Source organism: Jeotgalibacillus proteolyticus (assembly GCF_050107735.1).
Lineage (GTDB): Bacteria > Bacillota > Bacilli > Bacillales > Jeotgalibacillaceae > Jeotgalibacillus > Jeotgalibacillus proteolyticus_A.
On sequence record NZ_JBNILO010000004.1, the window covers coordinates 1 to 15,471 of the forward strand.

At 42.6% G+C, this 15,471-nt stretch carries 14 protein-coding genes; 11 read left to right on the forward strand and 3 right to left on the reverse strand.

What is annotated here, in order from left to right:
• Nucleotides 1-391 precede the first annotated feature (391 nt).
• The 9 genes from nikB (at nucleotide 392) to ACQCT8_RS07595 (ending at nucleotide 10,366) form a co-directional block, all read left to right on the forward strand.
• Nucleotides 392-1,333, forward strand: coding sequence for a nickel ABC transporter permease (nikB, locus tag ACQCT8_RS07555; protein ID WP_426869888.1), 942 nt, complete (start codon nucleotides 392-394; stop codon nucleotides 1,331-1,333).
• A 13-nt stretch (nucleotides 1,334-1,346) separates the two neighbouring features.
• Nucleotides 1,347-2,228 carry an ABC transporter permease gene (locus tag ACQCT8_RS07560; protein WP_426869890.1) on the forward strand — a complete coding sequence of 294 codons (882 nt, stop codon included), beginning with the start codon at nucleotides 1,347-1,349 and terminating at the stop codon, nucleotides 2,226-2,228.
• A gap of 19 nt (nucleotides 2,229-2,247) precedes the next feature.
• Nucleotides 2,248-3,810 carry an ABC transporter substrate-binding protein gene (locus tag ACQCT8_RS07565; RefSeq protein WP_426869891.1) on the forward strand — a complete coding sequence of 521 codons (1,563 nt, stop codon included), beginning with the start codon at nucleotides 2,248-2,250 and terminating at the stop codon, nucleotides 3,808-3,810.
• 7 nt (nucleotides 3,811-3,817) lie between these two features.
• Nucleotides 3,818-4,831: an ABC transporter ATP-binding protein gene (locus ACQCT8_RS07570; RefSeq protein ID WP_426869893.1), complete on the forward strand. Its 1,014-nt coding sequence runs from the start codon at nucleotides 3,818-3,820 to the stop codon at nucleotides 4,829-4,831.
• The gene (locus tag ACQCT8_RS07575; protein ID WP_426869895.1) at nucleotides 4,797-5,792 is read left to right on the forward strand and encodes an ABC transporter ATP-binding protein; all 996 of its coding nucleotides are present in this window, start codon (nucleotides 4,797-4,799) and stop codon (nucleotides 5,790-5,792) included. The genes ACQCT8_RS07570 and ACQCT8_RS07575 overlap by 35 nt, the downstream gene beginning before the upstream one ends.
• A gap of 65 nt (nucleotides 5,793-5,857) precedes the next feature.
• On the forward strand, nucleotides 5,858-7,462 hold the full coding sequence (locus ACQCT8_RS07580) for a gamma-glutamyltransferase family protein (protein ID WP_426869897.1): 1,605 nt from the start codon (nucleotides 5,858-5,860) through the stop codon (nucleotides 7,460-7,462).
• The gene (locus tag ACQCT8_RS07585; RefSeq protein WP_426869899.1) at nucleotides 7,456-8,052 is read left to right on the forward strand and encodes a chromate transporter; all 597 of its coding nucleotides are present in this window, start codon (nucleotides 7,456-7,458) and stop codon (nucleotides 8,050-8,052) included. Before ACQCT8_RS07580 ends, ACQCT8_RS07585 begins: the two co-directional genes overlap by 7 nt.
• The gene (locus tag ACQCT8_RS07590; RefSeq protein WP_426869901.1) at nucleotides 8,049-8,582 is read left to right on the forward strand and encodes a chromate transporter; all 534 of its coding nucleotides are present in this window, start codon (nucleotides 8,049-8,051) and stop codon (nucleotides 8,580-8,582) included. Before ACQCT8_RS07585 ends, ACQCT8_RS07590 begins: the two co-directional genes overlap by 4 nt.
• 143 nt (nucleotides 8,583-8,725) lie before the next feature.
• Nucleotides 8,726-10,366 carry an acyl-CoA dehydrogenase family protein gene (locus tag ACQCT8_RS07595; RefSeq protein WP_426869903.1) on the forward strand — a complete coding sequence of 547 codons (1,641 nt, stop codon included), beginning with the start codon at nucleotides 8,726-8,728 and terminating at the stop codon, nucleotides 10,364-10,366.
• A 328-nt stretch (nucleotides 10,367-10,694) separates the two neighbouring features.
• Here ACQCT8_RS07595 and ACQCT8_RS07600 read toward each other — a convergent pair whose 3' ends face one another.
• Nucleotides 10,695-11,321: a protein kinase family protein gene (locus ACQCT8_RS07600; RefSeq protein WP_426869904.1), complete on the reverse strand. Its 627-nt coding sequence runs from the start codon at nucleotides 11,319-11,321 to the stop codon at nucleotides 10,695-10,697.
• A 309-nt stretch (nucleotides 11,322-11,630) separates the two neighbouring features.
• Here ACQCT8_RS07600 and ACQCT8_RS07605 point away from each other — a divergent pair, with 309 nt between their 5' ends.
• Both ACQCT8_RS07605 and ACQCT8_RS07610 read left to right on the forward strand, forming a co-directional pair.
• Entirely contained in the window at nucleotides 11,631-12,701 is a 1,071-nt protein-coding gene (locus ACQCT8_RS07605) for a GGDEF domain-containing protein (RefSeq protein ID WP_426869906.1), read from the forward strand.
• A gap of 71 nt (nucleotides 12,702-12,772) precedes the next feature.
• Nucleotides 12,773-13,393 carry an NUDIX hydrolase gene (locus ACQCT8_RS07610; RefSeq protein WP_426869908.1) on the forward strand — a complete coding sequence of 207 codons (621 nt, stop codon included), beginning with the start codon at nucleotides 12,773-12,775 and terminating at the stop codon, nucleotides 13,391-13,393.
• Nucleotides 13,394-13,429: 36 nt separating this feature from the next.
• On the opposite strand, the gene ACQCT8_RS07615 is transcribed toward ACQCT8_RS07610, so the two are convergent.
• Entirely contained in the window at nucleotides 13,430-14,992 is a 1,563-nt protein-coding gene (locus ACQCT8_RS07615; RefSeq protein WP_426869910.1) for a histidine kinase N-terminal 7TM domain-containing protein, read from the reverse strand.
• 123 nt (nucleotides 14,993-15,115) lie between these two features.
• A complete protein-coding gene (locus ACQCT8_RS07620; RefSeq protein WP_278241223.1) occupies nucleotides 15,116-15,367 on the reverse strand; it encodes a GlsB/YeaQ/YmgE family stress response membrane protein in 252 nt (83 codons plus the stop codon).
• Between the last annotated feature and the right edge of the window lie 104 nt (nucleotides 15,368-15,471).

Below are 15,471 nucleotides of genomic sequence, written 5' to 3' on the forward strand. Positions count from 1 at the left end.
CTTTAATTTTACCAGAGGTTGTCCTTATCTTTTATTAAAAATTTTAATTATCTAAATAAAAAATGCCCTCATGAGCTACTAAAGTTCATGAGGGCATTCTCGTTTATTCAGCTGAGTTTTGTCCCAGCCTCTTTTTTATTATAATAGCGAAAGCGTTTTCTGGAGATGTGATCAAAAAGGTTTTATTTGAATAAAATCATAATCAAAAAGAAAGATCTGAGTGGTAAAATACGATCAATTAGAAAATAAAATCAAAAAAAATATAACTTTTTTGAAAATTCTTATAGATTTTTATATTCTAATAACTTATACTCATGAATATTCAATAAAATATTTACTTTTGTTAACCAAAAAATAAAAATTGCTTAACAAATGGTTTGGAGGTGGAGTGATGGCTGCATTAATTATACGAAGGTTTTTTCAATTGCTATTTTTGTTGTTTGGTATTTCTTTTTTAGTCTTTGGTTCTATGTATATAGCACCTGGGGATCCAGCAGCTGTGATTGGTGGGCCGACTGCAACAGAATCGGATATTTCAGCGATCAGAGCGAATTTAGGGCTGGATGATCCTTTTCTTGCTCAGTATGTCCGCTACATCAGCAATGCGGTCCAGGGAGATTTTGGCTATTCCTATCAGACGACTCAGCCGGTAGCAGATGCCATTCTAATCCGTTTTCCTAATACGTTAAAGCTGGCGATTGCCAGTATGGTGGTGGCGGTAATCATCGGAATCATTGCGGGTCTTGTGTCAGCATTGCGTCAAAATTCATGGCTTGACGTGTCTGCTACAACTTTTGCACTTGCAGGTATTTCAATACCAAATTTCTGGCTTGGCGCCATATTAATTCTGGTGTTTGCGGTCAATCTTCAGTGGCTTCCTGTCGGAGGCATGAGTAGTCCGTTCTACACAGTAGATGGCCTGAAGGAATTGATTTTGCCTGCAATAACGCTTGGGACGGGCTCTGCAGCAATGATTGCCAGGATGGCCAGGTCATCCATGCTTGAGGTCATACGTGCAGACTATGTGCGGACTGCCCGAGCTAAAGGAGTTAAAGAGAAGCATGTTATCTGGATTCACACGTTAAAGAATGCCATGATTCCAATAATCACCGTCATTGGTCTGAATTTTGGATTTTTGCTCGGCGGCACCATTATTACTGAAAAAGTTTTTGCCATTAATGGAGTGGGCAGACTGATGATCGACGCAATTGCAGCGAGGGATTTTCCAATGGTGCAAGGGTCCGTTCTTTTAGTCGCTACTTTATTTGTAGTAGTAAACCTGATCGTTGATATTGTCTATACCTACATAGATCCGCGAATTAAATACGAATAATAGGGGGGGTATTGTGGCCACAGCAGAAACCGTTAAATTAAAAGAACAAAAAAAAGAGAAATACTGGGTAAAAACAGTTAAAAAACTTTTAAGAAATAAGCTGGCTATGATCGGACTGATCATCGTGGTGGTGCAGATTATCATGGCTATATTTGCTCCTTTTATGACCGCTTTTGATCCTGTTAAGCAGGATTTAACGAACAGAGAATTGCCTGTGTTCAGTGAAGGGCACTGGCTCGGCACAGACAATTATGGAAGGGATGTATGGAGCCGCATCGTTTTTGGAGCCCGTATTTCTCTGGTAGTCGGCATTACAGCGGTTTCCCTGGGACTAATTGGAGGTATCATGCTCGGTCTTCTTGCCGGCTATTACAGGAGGTTAGACGCGGTAATTATGAGAATAGTAGATCTATTATTCTCTTTTCCAGGCATTTTGCTGGCCATGCTGATTATTGCAATTCTTGGTACAAGTCTTGTAAATGTAGCAATTGCGATTTCCATTTGGTCGATTCCTACCTGTGCCAGAATCGTAAGGGGGTCCGTTTTATCTATAAAAGAGAAAGAGTACATCATGGCCATGCGTTCCATGGGGGCTTCTGATTTACGGATCATGGTGCGTCATATTTTACCTAATGCTTCTGCTCCAATTATTGTCTTTGCAACGATGCGTATGGCAACAGCGATTCTGTCCACAGCATCTTTAAGCTTTCTTGGACTCGGTGCTCAACCGCCTACACCTGAATGGGGCGCGATGATTTCTCAAGGACAGGATTTCATGTGGTCTTCTCCACATTTAACCATCGTTCCCGGTATTGCCATTATGCTGACGGTTTTCGCCTTTAATGTTTTAGGTGACGGTCTGCGTGATGCGCTTGATCCAAATATGGATATATAAATTGAATGGAGGAATATTTATGAAAAAACAATGGCTGATCTTCTTTGTACTTGCATTTGCTCTATTGGCGGCAGCATGTTCAGAAAGCACAATTCCCGAGGGAGCAGAAAGCGGGGGAGATGGAGAGAATGAAGGAACAGCTTCTGGGGGAGAGCAGGAGATTATTTATGCAGCTACATCAGACGTAGTAGGTCTCTCACCAACAATGACGAATGATTCGGTTTCATCAAATGTTATTGAGCAAGTCTATGAAAAGCTTTTTATGCGAAACCCTGAAACGATGGAAATTGAGCCGAGAGTAGCAGAATCATATGAAACTCCGGATGAACTAACATGGGTAATAAAGTTAAAAGAAGACATTATGTTTCACGACGGAACGCCGTTAAATGCTGAGGCAGTGAAATACTCGTTTGATAAACTGCGAGACCCTGAAACAGCAGCGCCGCGTGCATCCCTTTTAGAGCCAATTGATGTCGTTAATGTTCTCGATGAATACACAGTTGAAATCAAAACAAAATATCCTTACGGCCCTTTGCTAGCTGCATTGTCTCATGCTAATGCTGCCATTATAAGTCCAACTGCCGATCAGGAGCAGGACTTAATGCAGGAACCGGTTGGATCAGGGCCGTTTAAATTCGTAAGCTGGACGCCTGGTGATGAAGTTGTTCTTGAAAAAAATGAAGAATACTGGGATGGTGCGCCGACCCTTGATAAAGTAACTCTAAAAGTGGTTCCTGAGATTTCAACGGCTATTTCCATGCTTCAAACAGGTGAAGTAAACTTTATTGACGGTCTTCCTTCAGAACAGATCTCCAGAATTGAAGCAATTGAAAATGTTGAGATCACAAAAAAAGAAGGAACCCCTGTTTATTATTTAACATTTAATCACTCGCTTGAACGAAACCAGGATCCGGAATATAGAAAAGCGGTGGCAAGTGCAATCGACCGTGATGCTTTTGTGGAAAACCTGAATGGTTTGGGTGTTCGCAATGATAGTATTCTTGGACCGCAAGTATTTGGATATGAAGAATCGCAATCAGGTGCTGGGACAGCCTACGACCTGGAGACAGCTCAGCAGTTGGTTGAAGAAAATGATTTTGGGAGTGAACCGATTAAACTTTTAACTGCAAATCGTGAAAATTTTGTCCTTATGGCTGAAATTGTACAGGCTCAATTAACAGAAGCAGGCTTTTCTGTAGAAATCGAAACGATGGAATGGGCTACATTTCTGGATACTGCGCGAGCTGGTGAATACGATATGACCTTCTTAAGCTGGTCTAATGTAACAGGCGATGGGTCCGAAATGTTCTATCCTAACTTTCATTCAGATAACGTAGGGAATTCAAACCGTGCTCAATACAGCAATCCTGAATTTGATGAGTTGGTGGAAGCATCCCGCACGACCATTGATCAGGATGAGCGGGCAGACATCTTATCTCAGGCCAATGAGGTAATGCTTAAAGAAGATGCAGCAATCACGATGTATCATGGCATTGTAACAGCTGCTACGGACGAATCAATTTCCGGTCTTCAACTTGACCCAAATGGACAATGGAATTTATATAACGTTTCAAGAGAGTAGGGAGATTATGCAGGAGACATTACTTGAAGTGAAAAATTTAGTGACATCGTTTCGTACCTCTGGAGGATCGCTGCAAGCGGTCAGAGATGTCTCATTTCATGTCAGTAAAGGTGAAACACTCTGCATCGTGGGAGAGTCAGGCTGTGGGAAAAGCATCACATCCCTTTCTGTGATGCGCCTGCTCCCTCAAAACGGAAAAATCGAATCAGGTGAGATCAAATTAAATGATCAACCGCTTCAAACGTTGTCGAATGAACAGATGAGAAGACTTCGAGGAAATGAAATATCGATGATTTTTCAAGAACCCATGACAGCACTAAATCCAGTACTGACCATTGGTTACCAACTGAGAGAGCCCTTAATGCTTCATCATTCACTATCAAAAAAAGAGGCAAGCAAACAAGGAGTTGAGCTTCTTTCTCAGGTTGGAATTCCGAATCCAGAAAAACGATTAAATCAATATCCACATGAATTAAGTGGAGGAATGCGGCAGCGGGTTATGATTGCCATGGCACTTGCCTGTCATCCGAGCTTGCTGATTGCAGATGAACCAACTACGGCTCTTGATGTAACGATCCAAGCCCAGATTCTTGATTTAATAAACGATCTGAAAGAAAAGCTTGATATGGGTGTGTTGATGATTACACATGACATGGGAGTTGTAGCAGAGGTAGCCGACCGGGTAATGGTGATGTATGCAGGAAAGAAGATTGAAGAGGGGCCAGTGCGGGATATCTTTGAGAACCCAAGACATCCTTATACAGCAGGGTTGTTAAATTCAGTTCCCAACGTAGACGATCCTGAGTTTGAACTTGAGCCGATACCCGGGAATATGCCCGGTCTTGATGAAGAAATAACGGGCTGCCGATTTCATCCGCGTTGTAAATTTGCCATGGAAAAATGCAAGGTAAAAGTACCTCCTGCATTCCAGGTTTCAAAAGGACATCATGCCAGCTGCTGGCTGGAGGAAAAGGAGGTCAAAGCGGATGAAGGAAGTGAGAGAATCCCAGTCCAATCATGATGTACTGCTTGAACTGAAAAATGTAAAAAAATATTTTCCTATAAAAGGCGGAGTGCTAAAACGTACACAGGGAAACGTAAAGGCAGTAGAATCAGTTTCTCTGAAGCTCTATAAGGGAGAGAGTCTTGGAGTAGTAGGTGAATCCGGCTGCGGGAAATCCACTCTTGGACGCGCAATACTTGGTCTTGAAGAATTAACCGGCGGCACAATCAGCTTTAATGAGCAGGAAATACAGGATCTAAAACGGAAAGAGAAAAAGAAATTCGTAAAAGAAATGCAAATGATCTTTCAGGATCCCTTTGCCTCGCTGAATCCACGCCAGCGAGTGGGACATGCACTTGATGAGGTTTTTGTGATGCATACTAAAATGCAGAGCAAAGAAAGAAAAGAAGCAGTCCTTTCATTATTAAAAGAAGTAGGACTTAAAGAAGAGCATTATGACCGTTATCCTCATGAATTCAGCGGAGGACAGCGACAACGGATTGGAATTGCCCGTGCCATTGCACTTAACCCATCCTTTATTATTTGTGATGAAGCGGTATCTGCGTTGGACGTTTCCGTTCAGGCCCAGGTATTGAAGCTGCTGAAAACCATACAGGAAAAGTATCATTTATCTTATTTATTCATTTCACATGATTTAGGGGTGGTACGATATTTTTGTGATCGTGTATTGGTGATGTATTTGGGCAATACCGTTGAAATGACTGATGTATCAAGTCTATTTAAACGTCCGTTACACCCTTATACCCAGGCACTTTTATCGGCAATCCCCCGACCTAATATGAATGCGAAAAAAGAAAGAATCAGATTGACAGGGGACATGCCCAACCCGGCAAATCCGCCATCAGGATGTGCCTTTCATACGCGCTGCCCAATTGCACAGGATATCTGTAAAAAAGATAAACCAGAGTGGATTGAGCATGAAAAAGATCATTTTGCAGCATGCCATTTTGCAGGCTAATGTCAAGGAGCCAGGTGCAGGAACCATATATGCGCCTGGCTCTTTATCGAAAAGGAGGAATCACGATGGATTATTTAAAACACCCATTTGAATCAAAAAGACAGACTGTGTTTTCAAAAAAAGGAATGGTCGCAACTTCTCAGCCATTAGCTGCTCAGGCTGGACTGGAAATCATGCAAAATGGAGGGAATGCAATCGATGCAGCCATTGCTGCAGCTGCAGCTCTTACTGTAGTGGAGCCTACTTCTAATGGAATTGGGGGAGATGCTTTTGCGCTGGTCTGGATAAAAAATGAGCTATACGGTTTAAATAGTTCTGGACCGTCTCCTGAAAGTATTTCACCTGAAGCGGTCAAAGCGCTTGGGTTTGAAAAAATGCCGGTTCATGGCGTAATTCCGGTGACGGTTCCGGGTGCGCCTGCTGCGTGGGCTTCTCTTTCTCAAAGATTCGGGAAATTATCATTGGCAGAAGCCTTAAAACCGGCTATCCGATACGCAGAAGAAGGCTATCCTTTAACGCCAATACTCGGCAAGTACTGGAAATCAGCCTATGAAAAATTTAAAACCTCCTTTACAACTGAAGAATATAAAGCATGGTTTGATACGTTTGCACCTGATGGAAGGGCGCCTGAAATCGGTGAAATGTGGTCTTCTCCAGGACACGCATCTACGCTGAAAGAGATTGGAGATACAGAAGCAAAGTCGTTTTATTCAGGGAACCTAGCAGATAAAATCGATGCATATGTAAAGAAACATAACGGGTTTTTGACAAAAGAAGATCTCTCATCTTTTGAACCGGAATGGGTTAAACCGGTTTCAACTTCCTACAAGGGCTATGATGTTTGGGAAATCCCTCCGAATGGGCAGGGAATGGTAGCCTTGATGGCTTTAAACATCTACAAAAAATTAGGAAAACCGGAATGGCAATCTGCAGATACGTTCCACAATCAGATTGAATCAATGAAGCTTGCTTTTACAGATGGGAAGCAATTTATTACTGAACCGGAATCAATGCCGGTGAGCGTGGAGCATTTATTATCAGAGGAGTACGCCCAAAACCGTGCAGAGAATATTGGAGAAAAGGCGTCAGATCCCAAACCCTATGACCTGCCAAAAGGAGGAACGGTTTATTTAGCAGCTGCAGATGAAGAAGGAAATATGATTTCCTATATTCAAAGCAATTACATGGGCTTTGGATCGGGTGTTGTGATTCCTGGAACAGGGATCAGTCTCCAAAACCGTGGAGCTGATTTTTCATTGGATGAAACACACCCCAATCTATTATCCGGCGGTAAAAGGACGTATCACACCATTATTCCCGGCTTTTTAACGAAGGACGGACAAGCTATTGGTCCCTTCGGTGTAATGGGAGGGTATATGCAGCCCCAGGGCCATTTTCAAGTGGTTACTAATACGATCGACCATCATCTTCATCCTCAGGCTACACTGGATATGCCAAGGTGGCAGTGGATGGAAGGGAAAACCATTTTAGTAGAACCGCAATTCCCTAATTATCTTGCACAGGAGCTGTTGAGAAAAGGACATACCATACAAGTAGCATTAGATGGAGGCAGCTTCGGTAGAGGACAAATTATTTGGCGTGACCCAATTAGCGGAGTATTATCAGGCGGCACTGAATCCCGTACAGATGGAACAATTGCTGCTTGGTAACTCAGGGCGGACAAGAGAAGCAGTCTCGCGCTTTTCGCTTTAAAACCAATGCTGATTTGTTTGCCGCATTTTTTCGAATTGGCATGCTGGGGTTTGGGGGCGGGCCATCTGCCATTCCGCTTTTTCATTTGGAAGCTGTAAGAAAATACCGGTGGATGACAGAGGATGAGTTTGGTGACACTCTCGCTCTTGCAAATACGATGCCAGGTCCAATTGCAACTAAAATGGCCGGCTATATCGGCTATCGTATAAACGGAGTGATTGGAAGCATTATTGCTTTAGCTGCTTCTGTCCTCCCTACAGTAGCCATCATGATCGTTCTGCTCGGGGTTCTCCAGAAGTACAAAGGAGTCGAATGGGTTAGCGGCATGTCTAATGCCGTTGTACCTGTAGTCGGTGTAATGCTGGCAGTGATGACGTGGGACTTTTTGAAAAAATCAGGTCAGACCATGGGCTGGTGGCGAGCTTTAGCTTTAACAGGCGTCGCTGCGTTTTTGATGGAGGGGCTCTCTGTACATCCAGCATTTATAATTCTCGCGATATTATTGGCTATTTTGTTGCCTTTTAAAAGGGGAGGAAATGCTAGATGATCTATTGGCATCTTTTTCTTGCATTTTTTATCCCCGGAATCCTTGGATATGGCGGCGGTCCCGCCTCAATCCCACTTGTTGAAAAAGAAGTGGTGGACCGGTATGGATGGATGAGTACGCAGGAATTTGGAGAAGTACTGGCACTTGGAAATGCGCTTCCGGGTCCGATTGCCACAAAAATGGCCGGTTATATTGGATACATAGAGGGTGGGGTTCTGGGTTCTGCAGTGGCCCTATTTGCTGCTGTCGCTCCGTCTTTGCTGATCATGATTGCCTTGATGGTCACACTTTTAAAATATAAAGATTCACCAAAGGTCAAAAATATAACGAAATTGATCAGACCAGTCATAGCAGTTCTCCTTGGTGCAATGACGCTTCAATTCTTCATGACATCTGCTCATGCCTCGGGTTCCATTCAAACCGGAATTCTGATCCTCATCAGCTTCTGGATGCTGGAAGTTAAAAAGCTTCATCCGGCGCTTGTGATCACTCTTGCCCTTATATACGGAGGAATCAGCGCTGTAATTTAACTGTATCTCACGAAAAGTAACTGTCTGATCTCAGGCAGTTTCTTTTCGTGCCTGGGGCTGCATGATAGAATGAAAAGAGGAAAAAAATGAAAGTTCAAAGAATGCCAGAGTACCTGTTTTACAACAAAAAGGGGTGTGTAAGGATGTCACAACTAGAACATCAGGAAAAAGTTCTGCTGGCCATTTTACAAAAAAAGCTGTCTCCTGCGCTGTATGAGTGGGGTAAAAAAGAGCTGGAAGCCTTTTATGATCAATGCTACAACGAATTTGACGAAAGAGCTGCGCATACGGATCGTGAAGGACAGCCGAGGCTCATTCGCTACGATAAATACGGGGAAGATGTATCCAGGGTGTGGGTGAATGAAGGCTATAAAAAAACGGTGCAATCTGCCTACAATACAGGGATCGTGGGATACAATCATAAAGAAATACCGGAGCTGGGCGAAAAAGGAAACTACCTGTACAGCTTTGCTCAAGGCTACCTTCTTTCACAGGTTGAACCTGGCTTTTACTGTCCGGTCACGCTGACGATGGCCGTTGCCTACTTGGTGGATCATTTTGGGGATGAAGATCTTAAGTCTCGATTTTTACCCCATATTCTTTCAACGGGGGAAGTTGAGCTCTATGAAGGCGCCACCTTTTTAACAGAACGGCAGGGAGGCTCAGATGTGGGAGCCATTGAGGTAAAAGCAGTGGAGGAAGAAGAAGGCTACAGGCTTTACGGAGAAAAATATTTTGCTTCAAATGCAGGTCAGGCTGGAGCAGCAGCCGTCCTTGCAAGATTGGAAGGAGCACCTGAGGGGACGAAGGGCCTCAGTTTATTTATTGTACCATGGCGTAAAGAGGACAATCGTTCGAACGGGATCACCATCCGGCGGTTGAAAGATAAGCTTGGCGTACGTGCTGTGCCTTCAGGAGAAGTTGAATTTAACGGTGCGGAGGCTTATTTAGTTGGGGATCCTTCGAGGGGTTTCTACTACATGATGGAAGCACTGAACCTATCACGAGTATGCAATACAGCAGCCTCAGTCGGCATCATGAAACGTGCCTTAAAAGAAGGCTACGACTATGTTTGCAACCGTGAATCGTTTGGCAAACCGCTCATTGATTTTCCGATGGTTCAGGAAACGATTGTTCAGCTTCAGACCCGATTTGAAGTGCAGCTGTCTGTAATGTTTGAATCAATCGAACTATTTGACCGTGTAGCAGGAGGAGATGTTGAAATTTCTCTTGATGAAATTGCGCTGAACCGTTTATATATTGCTTTGATCAAAGCAAGAACCGCGCAGGAAGCTATAAACTTTTCTCATGAAGCTATTGAGCTTCACGGGGGAAATGGGTATATTGAGGATTTTGTGACCCCGCGGCTGCTCCGGGATGCTCAAGTGCTGACAGTCTGGGAGGGAACGGAAAATATATTAGCACTTGAAGTGGTGAGACTCATTAATAAATTCAGTGCTGATCAGCTGTTCTTTGAAGATTTGAATCAAAGGCTGACCTTTGTTTCAGATTCCCGGGCTCTTGATGAAATCAGTAAAAAAATGAATTCGTTAAAACAAATGCTTGATTCTCTTGCCCCATTAAGCGAGGATCATCAGACGTATCATGCCAGAAAAATTGCTCATCGCATGACGGATCTGCTGATGGTCGTGCATGCCTATGAAAGGGCTGAGCGCGAAAGAGAACTTGCTGTGGCCACGATTTTCCGTACATATGTATGGAACAGGGATGAGTTTGATGAACAAATGCTCTGTGTCGAAAGCTTTGGTTTGATTATGGGATAAAAAGAATACGCAGGTTGCCTGTGGTGCAGTGATTAAAGCGGCTGTGTCTTTTAATGAAATAAAATAAAGAGGCTGGGACAAAACTCAAAAAAGTTTAATAAATGAGGATATATTTAGTAGTAGTAATAGGTGAGCGGAGCGGAAGGTGGCGACTCCCTGCAGGACACGACGGCAAGCTGAGACTTTGCAGGGCCAAGCCCAAGAAGGCTCAGCGCCGTCCCTGCGGAAAACGTCCGCCTGAAGCGAAGTGAACCGGTCGTAGAGCTTTGGACACTTTTGTCCCAAGCTCTTAGTTAATTTGCCATTTTGTTTACTTTCTTACACCGTTTCAACTGTGGAAAAGAACTTGAAAAAGACCTGGCTTCTTTTTATATAAATAAGCCACTGCATTTAATATCGTCTCGGGAATCTTTTTCGGGAAGAAAAAGCGCTCATAGAGTGGAAAAACACCTTTTAAGTTTTCCCACTGCGTATCCTGATCCTTCACCTGGCGAAATCTTGCGAGGTCAATCAGTTTAGTGGAGCCGTCTGATGTGACAAGGATGTTTCGCAAGTGAACGTCTGACGGTGTTAACCCTGCATTTCTTGCTTCTGATAAGGCTGCGTCCACTTCCTCAATATTCTTTTTATAAATTCTTTTTCCCTCAGTCAAGCATTGAAAAAGCGTATAGCCATCTACAAAATCTATGACCAGATAATTCTGCCCGGCATCGTGCAAAGAAGGATAATAACGGCTGCCTGCTAAAAGGTTATAGATTTCGGCTTCTTCAGCCGCGATAAAGGTAAATTCCGGGAAGTAGACCTTAATAACAAGCTCAGTGTCCCGGATACGAAAAGCGGCTGCACTGCGTCCGATCCCACTAATGAATAAATCAGGGTGATGCGCGTTAATCACGGTCTTTCCGTATTGCTGTGCGAATTCTATACTGTCTGCATATTGTTTATAGATGTCCATTTGGAGCACCCTTTCTTTAAACGGGAAAAGTACTGCAATCTTCTGCTTCTATCATATAACAGAAATGCATTCAGTGTACAAATGAAGCATCAAAAATATTTTATGTAAAAATTAGTACAATCGCGCTCTTCTATTTAAAGTGTATGGGGTAAAGTCGGATTAAGAAGCGGTCTTCTTCATGCCTCTTTTTATCAAAATGACAAAGAAGCTTTCATTAACCAAGATGCATGCCGATACTAAGAAAGAGGATCCAAAACAGTCTGAAACAGGACAAGTTTTCCTTTAAAAGTAAGGCGTGGGGTGTGTTAATTGATTGAAGATTTATTTGTGAACCTTTGTATTTTGATAACGCTGCTTTTCACTTATTTGCAGATCAGGTGGAAATGCAAAACAGATGAGGCGTATTCATTAAAATGGAAATGGCTGGATGGGATTGCTGCAGGCACCATGGGAAATGTACTCATGTATTTTTCCATTCCTGTAAACAGTGAAACACTTGTCGATCTGCGCTATATTCCGATTATGCTGACCTTCTTATTTTTAGGGGTCTATCCGTCAGTCGTCAGCAGTATCATTATTATACTGGGCCGTTTTATTTTTGGTATAAATGTTTCTTCTCTGGCTGCTTTATTTTTAATCCTTTTTGTTTTTGCAGGATTTTATCTGATTGTCAGGACTGCAACTTCGGTTTTGAAACGGACCGTAGCCATGATTATTCATGCAAACATCATGTTTTCTATTATATTGATGATGATTATACAAGACTGGGAGTCCATTTATCTGCTGATACTTTTCTATTGGATCTTGTCGGCTGCAGGTGGATTTGCCTCTATGTTTTTTGTGAAATATATTATGAAATCACACTATTTACTGGCTAAATATGAAACAGAATCTGGCACCGATTTTTTAACTGGACTATATAACACCCGCCAATTTTCAGACCGCTGGGCAGCGCTGATTTTAAATGCGAAGCAAAAAAATGAAAGCCTGTCTCTCCTGATGATTGACATTGACTACTTTAAATCTGTTAACGATACTTATGGACATCCTGCAGGAGATCTTGTTTTAAAAGAACTTGGACAGCTCCTTAAGCATTCAGTGCGCTCATTTGATATCGTTTCCCGAAATGGAGGAGAAGAATTTTCTGTGATTCTCCTTGATTGTCCTAATCAGAAGGCAGCACTGATGGCAGAAGAAATCAGAAGTGCGGTAGAAGCTCATCATTTTAAATTGTCTCTAGAAGTATCCATCTCCATTACGATCTCAATTGGCATCGCTACCTTCCCCGATAAGGTCAAGGACTCAGAACAGATGAAAGTAGAGGCAGATAAAAGTTTATATAAGGCAAAACAATCCGGCAGAAACCGGGTATGCATCTAGTCAGAAGGCTTAAAACAAAACAAAAAGCCCCGCCTTTGGTATAGTGAAAGAAAAAGCCAAGGGGGAATTAGATGGATCAACAGGTCATAATGAAAAAGATGGCATCTCGCCAGCCATCTATAATCGGAGAAGAGAGCATGCGAAAATATGCCATTCTCCTGCCGTTTATTGAAAAAGACGGCGAACTTCATCTGCTTTTTGAAATCCGTGCTCAATCCATGAGACGCCAGCCTGGGGAAGTATGTTTTCCCGGCGGACGAGTGGATGCTTTAGATAAAGGACCTTTAGAAGCAGCAGTTCGGGAAGCGGAAGAAGAGCTGGGCGTGGTCAGCAGGGATATAGAAAATGTTTCTCCATTTGGTACACTCGTCTCACCCTTTGGCATGACCATCCATTCTTTTGTTGGTTTTATTAAGCAGAGCGCTGCCGTAAAAATTAACCCTGCAGAGGTAGATGAAATCTTTACTGTTCCTCTTTCCTATTTTTTAACGAATTCTCCATCTATGCATCCGATTAACGTGGAAGTTAAGCCGGAGGAAGGCTTTCCTTACGATTTAATTGCCAATGGACGTGAATATAAATGGCAGACCCGTCAGTATAACGAATATTTCTATCATGTGGAAGGGAACGTAATTTGGGGTCTGACGGCAAGAGTATTAAAGGAGTTTATAGAAGTATTAAAAAAAGAATAGCAGCAAAAGCCCGTCACTATTCATTGTGTGACGGGCCTAATTATATTGTTTTACTTCTTCAAATAAAATGACACGGTTTCGCCCGCTTCTTTTCGCTTCATACAGCGCCGTATCCGCCTGTTGTATAAGAGAGTCTTTACAAGACTCATCACCAGGGGAAATGCAGGCGGCGGAAACCCCAAAGCTGGCTGTTACTGAAATCGTTTTATCACCAATCGAAATGGAGCTTTCCATCAGGCTGTTCCGCATTCGTTCGGTTAAAGCAAGAACATCCTCACGTGTACGTTCAGGCAAACAGACAATAAATTCTTCTCCTCCGTAGCGCCCAATTATGTCCTTTTCTGTCAGACACTCTTTAATCAGCTTTGCTGTGTTTTGCAAGACCGCATCCCCCGTGATATGTCCAAACGTATCATTAATACTCTTAAAATGATCAATATCAACCATGACAATTGCGACAACGCCGCCTTCCTGTTCATACCGGTTAAAGAGATCATCTGCGCGAGAATGAAAGTGGCATCGGTTAAAAAGCTTGGTGAGCCCGTCAGTACTTGCTAAGTATTGGAGCTTTTCCTGTATATGGACCCGGTCTGTTATATCTGCAAACGTAATGATCTGACCGATCACTTTTGTTTTATTCCACAGCGGTGAAAAGCGAATCTGAACGTGGATCCATTGATTGTGAAGCAGCACACGCTCTTCGCATTCTTTTCCTTTCGTAAGGACGGCAAGCAGGGAAGGATTGTTGCGTAAAACATCCTCGATTCTGCTTCCGATCTTTTTACTTTTCAAAACGGGGAGCATTTGCTTCATTGTTTCATTAAAGTCCATGAGTACTCCATTTTGGTTTATCACCATTACTCCGTCTCTCATATTCTCAAAAACAGTCTCTCTGGCAATAGGAGAAACATTAAACACCTGATAAGACAGAATGGCAGCTCCATGAAATAAAAAAGATGCACTCATGGAAACAGGGCCGAGGTCGATTCCATGCGGACTCAGGCCATTTAAATAAAAATGATTGGCAATGATGGGCATGACAAGACCGGCAGCCATCGTAATGATCTGCATGCGGAAGCGGAATAGCGGCTGTTTCAGCTGAAGAATCAGGACGATAATACTGTACATCAAACATAGGAAAACAAAAATAGAATGAACATAAAACCATGGTCCCCATTCAAGCTTCAATACAGGAAACGGGGTGTCGGGCTGTAGACCGATGGACGAGTAATAAAAATGATGAAGCTCGTTCGTGTTATGGAAGAAAATAGTCATAATAGGAATCACGAACAGCGAGAGGCTGATCCACTGAGGAATTTTTTTCCCGGCGTATTCAAGACACATAAGAAGCGTAAAAACCGGTATAAAGGGCAGGGCAAGATACTCAATCCTCAGCCAGAACCTCATTTGTTCAAGTGAAGGGGAAGCGAGTTCGAGGGCGTAAGCAAAAGTGAAAACAGAAGAAAATAAAGTAAGGTAAAAATAGGGCTGAACACCAGGTCCGTCTTTAATAATGAAACGGGTGTAAAGGGATAAAAATAATGATAATACACCGGCAATAACTACCACTGTAATATAAAATAATGCCTCATGATTCATTTAATCTACTCCGCTGTCTCAGAATATGGATTAAATTTATTATATAAGAAGTTTTTGTCTTTTGAATAGTTATTTTTTCAGTATGGTACATTAAAAAGTCCGGAACCAGGTCCGGACTTGCTTCTACTTTTTCTTTGCTGCTTTTAAAATAACACTTAATAGAAAAACAAAGATAATGGCGCCAATTAGTGCCGGAATAATATTAATTCCTGCGATCGAAGGACCGAATGCAGGCAGAAGTTCTCCAGCAATCCATGAACCAATGATCCCTGCCACAATATTTCCAATACAGCCCATCGGTACATCTTTACCCAGGATCAAACCTGCAAGCCATCCGATAAGTCCGCCAACAATTAAATATAGTATAAATCCCATAGTTTTTCCCCTCTCTTAATCTAATCTATCTTTCAATACCCTTAACGCAGCAAAAACATGCAGTGTACGAGTGATTTTTCCAAAAGTGCGTCTCCGTAATTTAC

Excerpts from the sequence above, each read along its gene's own strand:
- nikB (WP_426869888.1), top strand. The coding sequence starts at position 392 with ATGGCTGCATTAATTATACGAAGGTTTTTTCAATTGCTATTTTTGTTG.
- ACQCT8_RS07565 (WP_426869891.1), top strand. The coding sequence starts at position 2,248 with ATGAAAAAACAATGGCTGATCTTCTTTGTACTTGCATTTGCTCTATTG.
- ACQCT8_RS07570 (WP_426869893.1), top strand. The coding sequence starts at position 3,818 with ATGCAGGAGACATTACTTGAAGTGAAAAATTTAGTGACATCGTTTCGT.
- ACQCT8_RS07575 (WP_426869895.1), top strand. The coding sequence starts at position 4,797 with ATGAAGGAAGTGAGAGAATCCCAGTCCAATCATGATGTACTGCTTGAA.
- ACQCT8_RS07580 (WP_426869897.1), top strand. The coding sequence starts at position 5,858 with ATGGATTATTTAAAACACCCATTTGAATCAAAAAGACAGACTGTGTTT.
- ACQCT8_RS07590 (WP_426869901.1), top strand. The coding sequence starts at position 8,049 with ATGATCTATTGGCATCTTTTTCTTGCATTTTTTATCCCCGGAATCCTT.
- ACQCT8_RS07595 (WP_426869903.1), top strand. The coding sequence starts at position 8,726 with ATGTCACAACTAGAACATCAGGAAAAAGTTCTGCTGGCCATTTTACAA.
- ACQCT8_RS07600 (WP_426869904.1), bottom strand. The coding sequence starts at position 11,321 with ATGGACATCTATAAACAATATGCAGACAGTATAGAATTCGCACAGCAA.
- ACQCT8_RS07610 (WP_426869908.1), top strand. The coding sequence starts at position 12,773 with ATGGATCAACAGGTCATAATGAAAAAGATGGCATCTCGCCAGCCATCT.
- ACQCT8_RS07615 (WP_426869910.1), bottom strand. The coding sequence starts at position 14,992 with ATGAATCATGAGGCATTATTTTATATTACAGTGGTAGTTATTGCCGGT.
- ACQCT8_RS07620 (WP_278241223.1), bottom strand. The coding sequence starts at position 15,367 with ATGGGATTTATACTATATTTAATTGTTGGCGGACTTATCGGATGGCTT.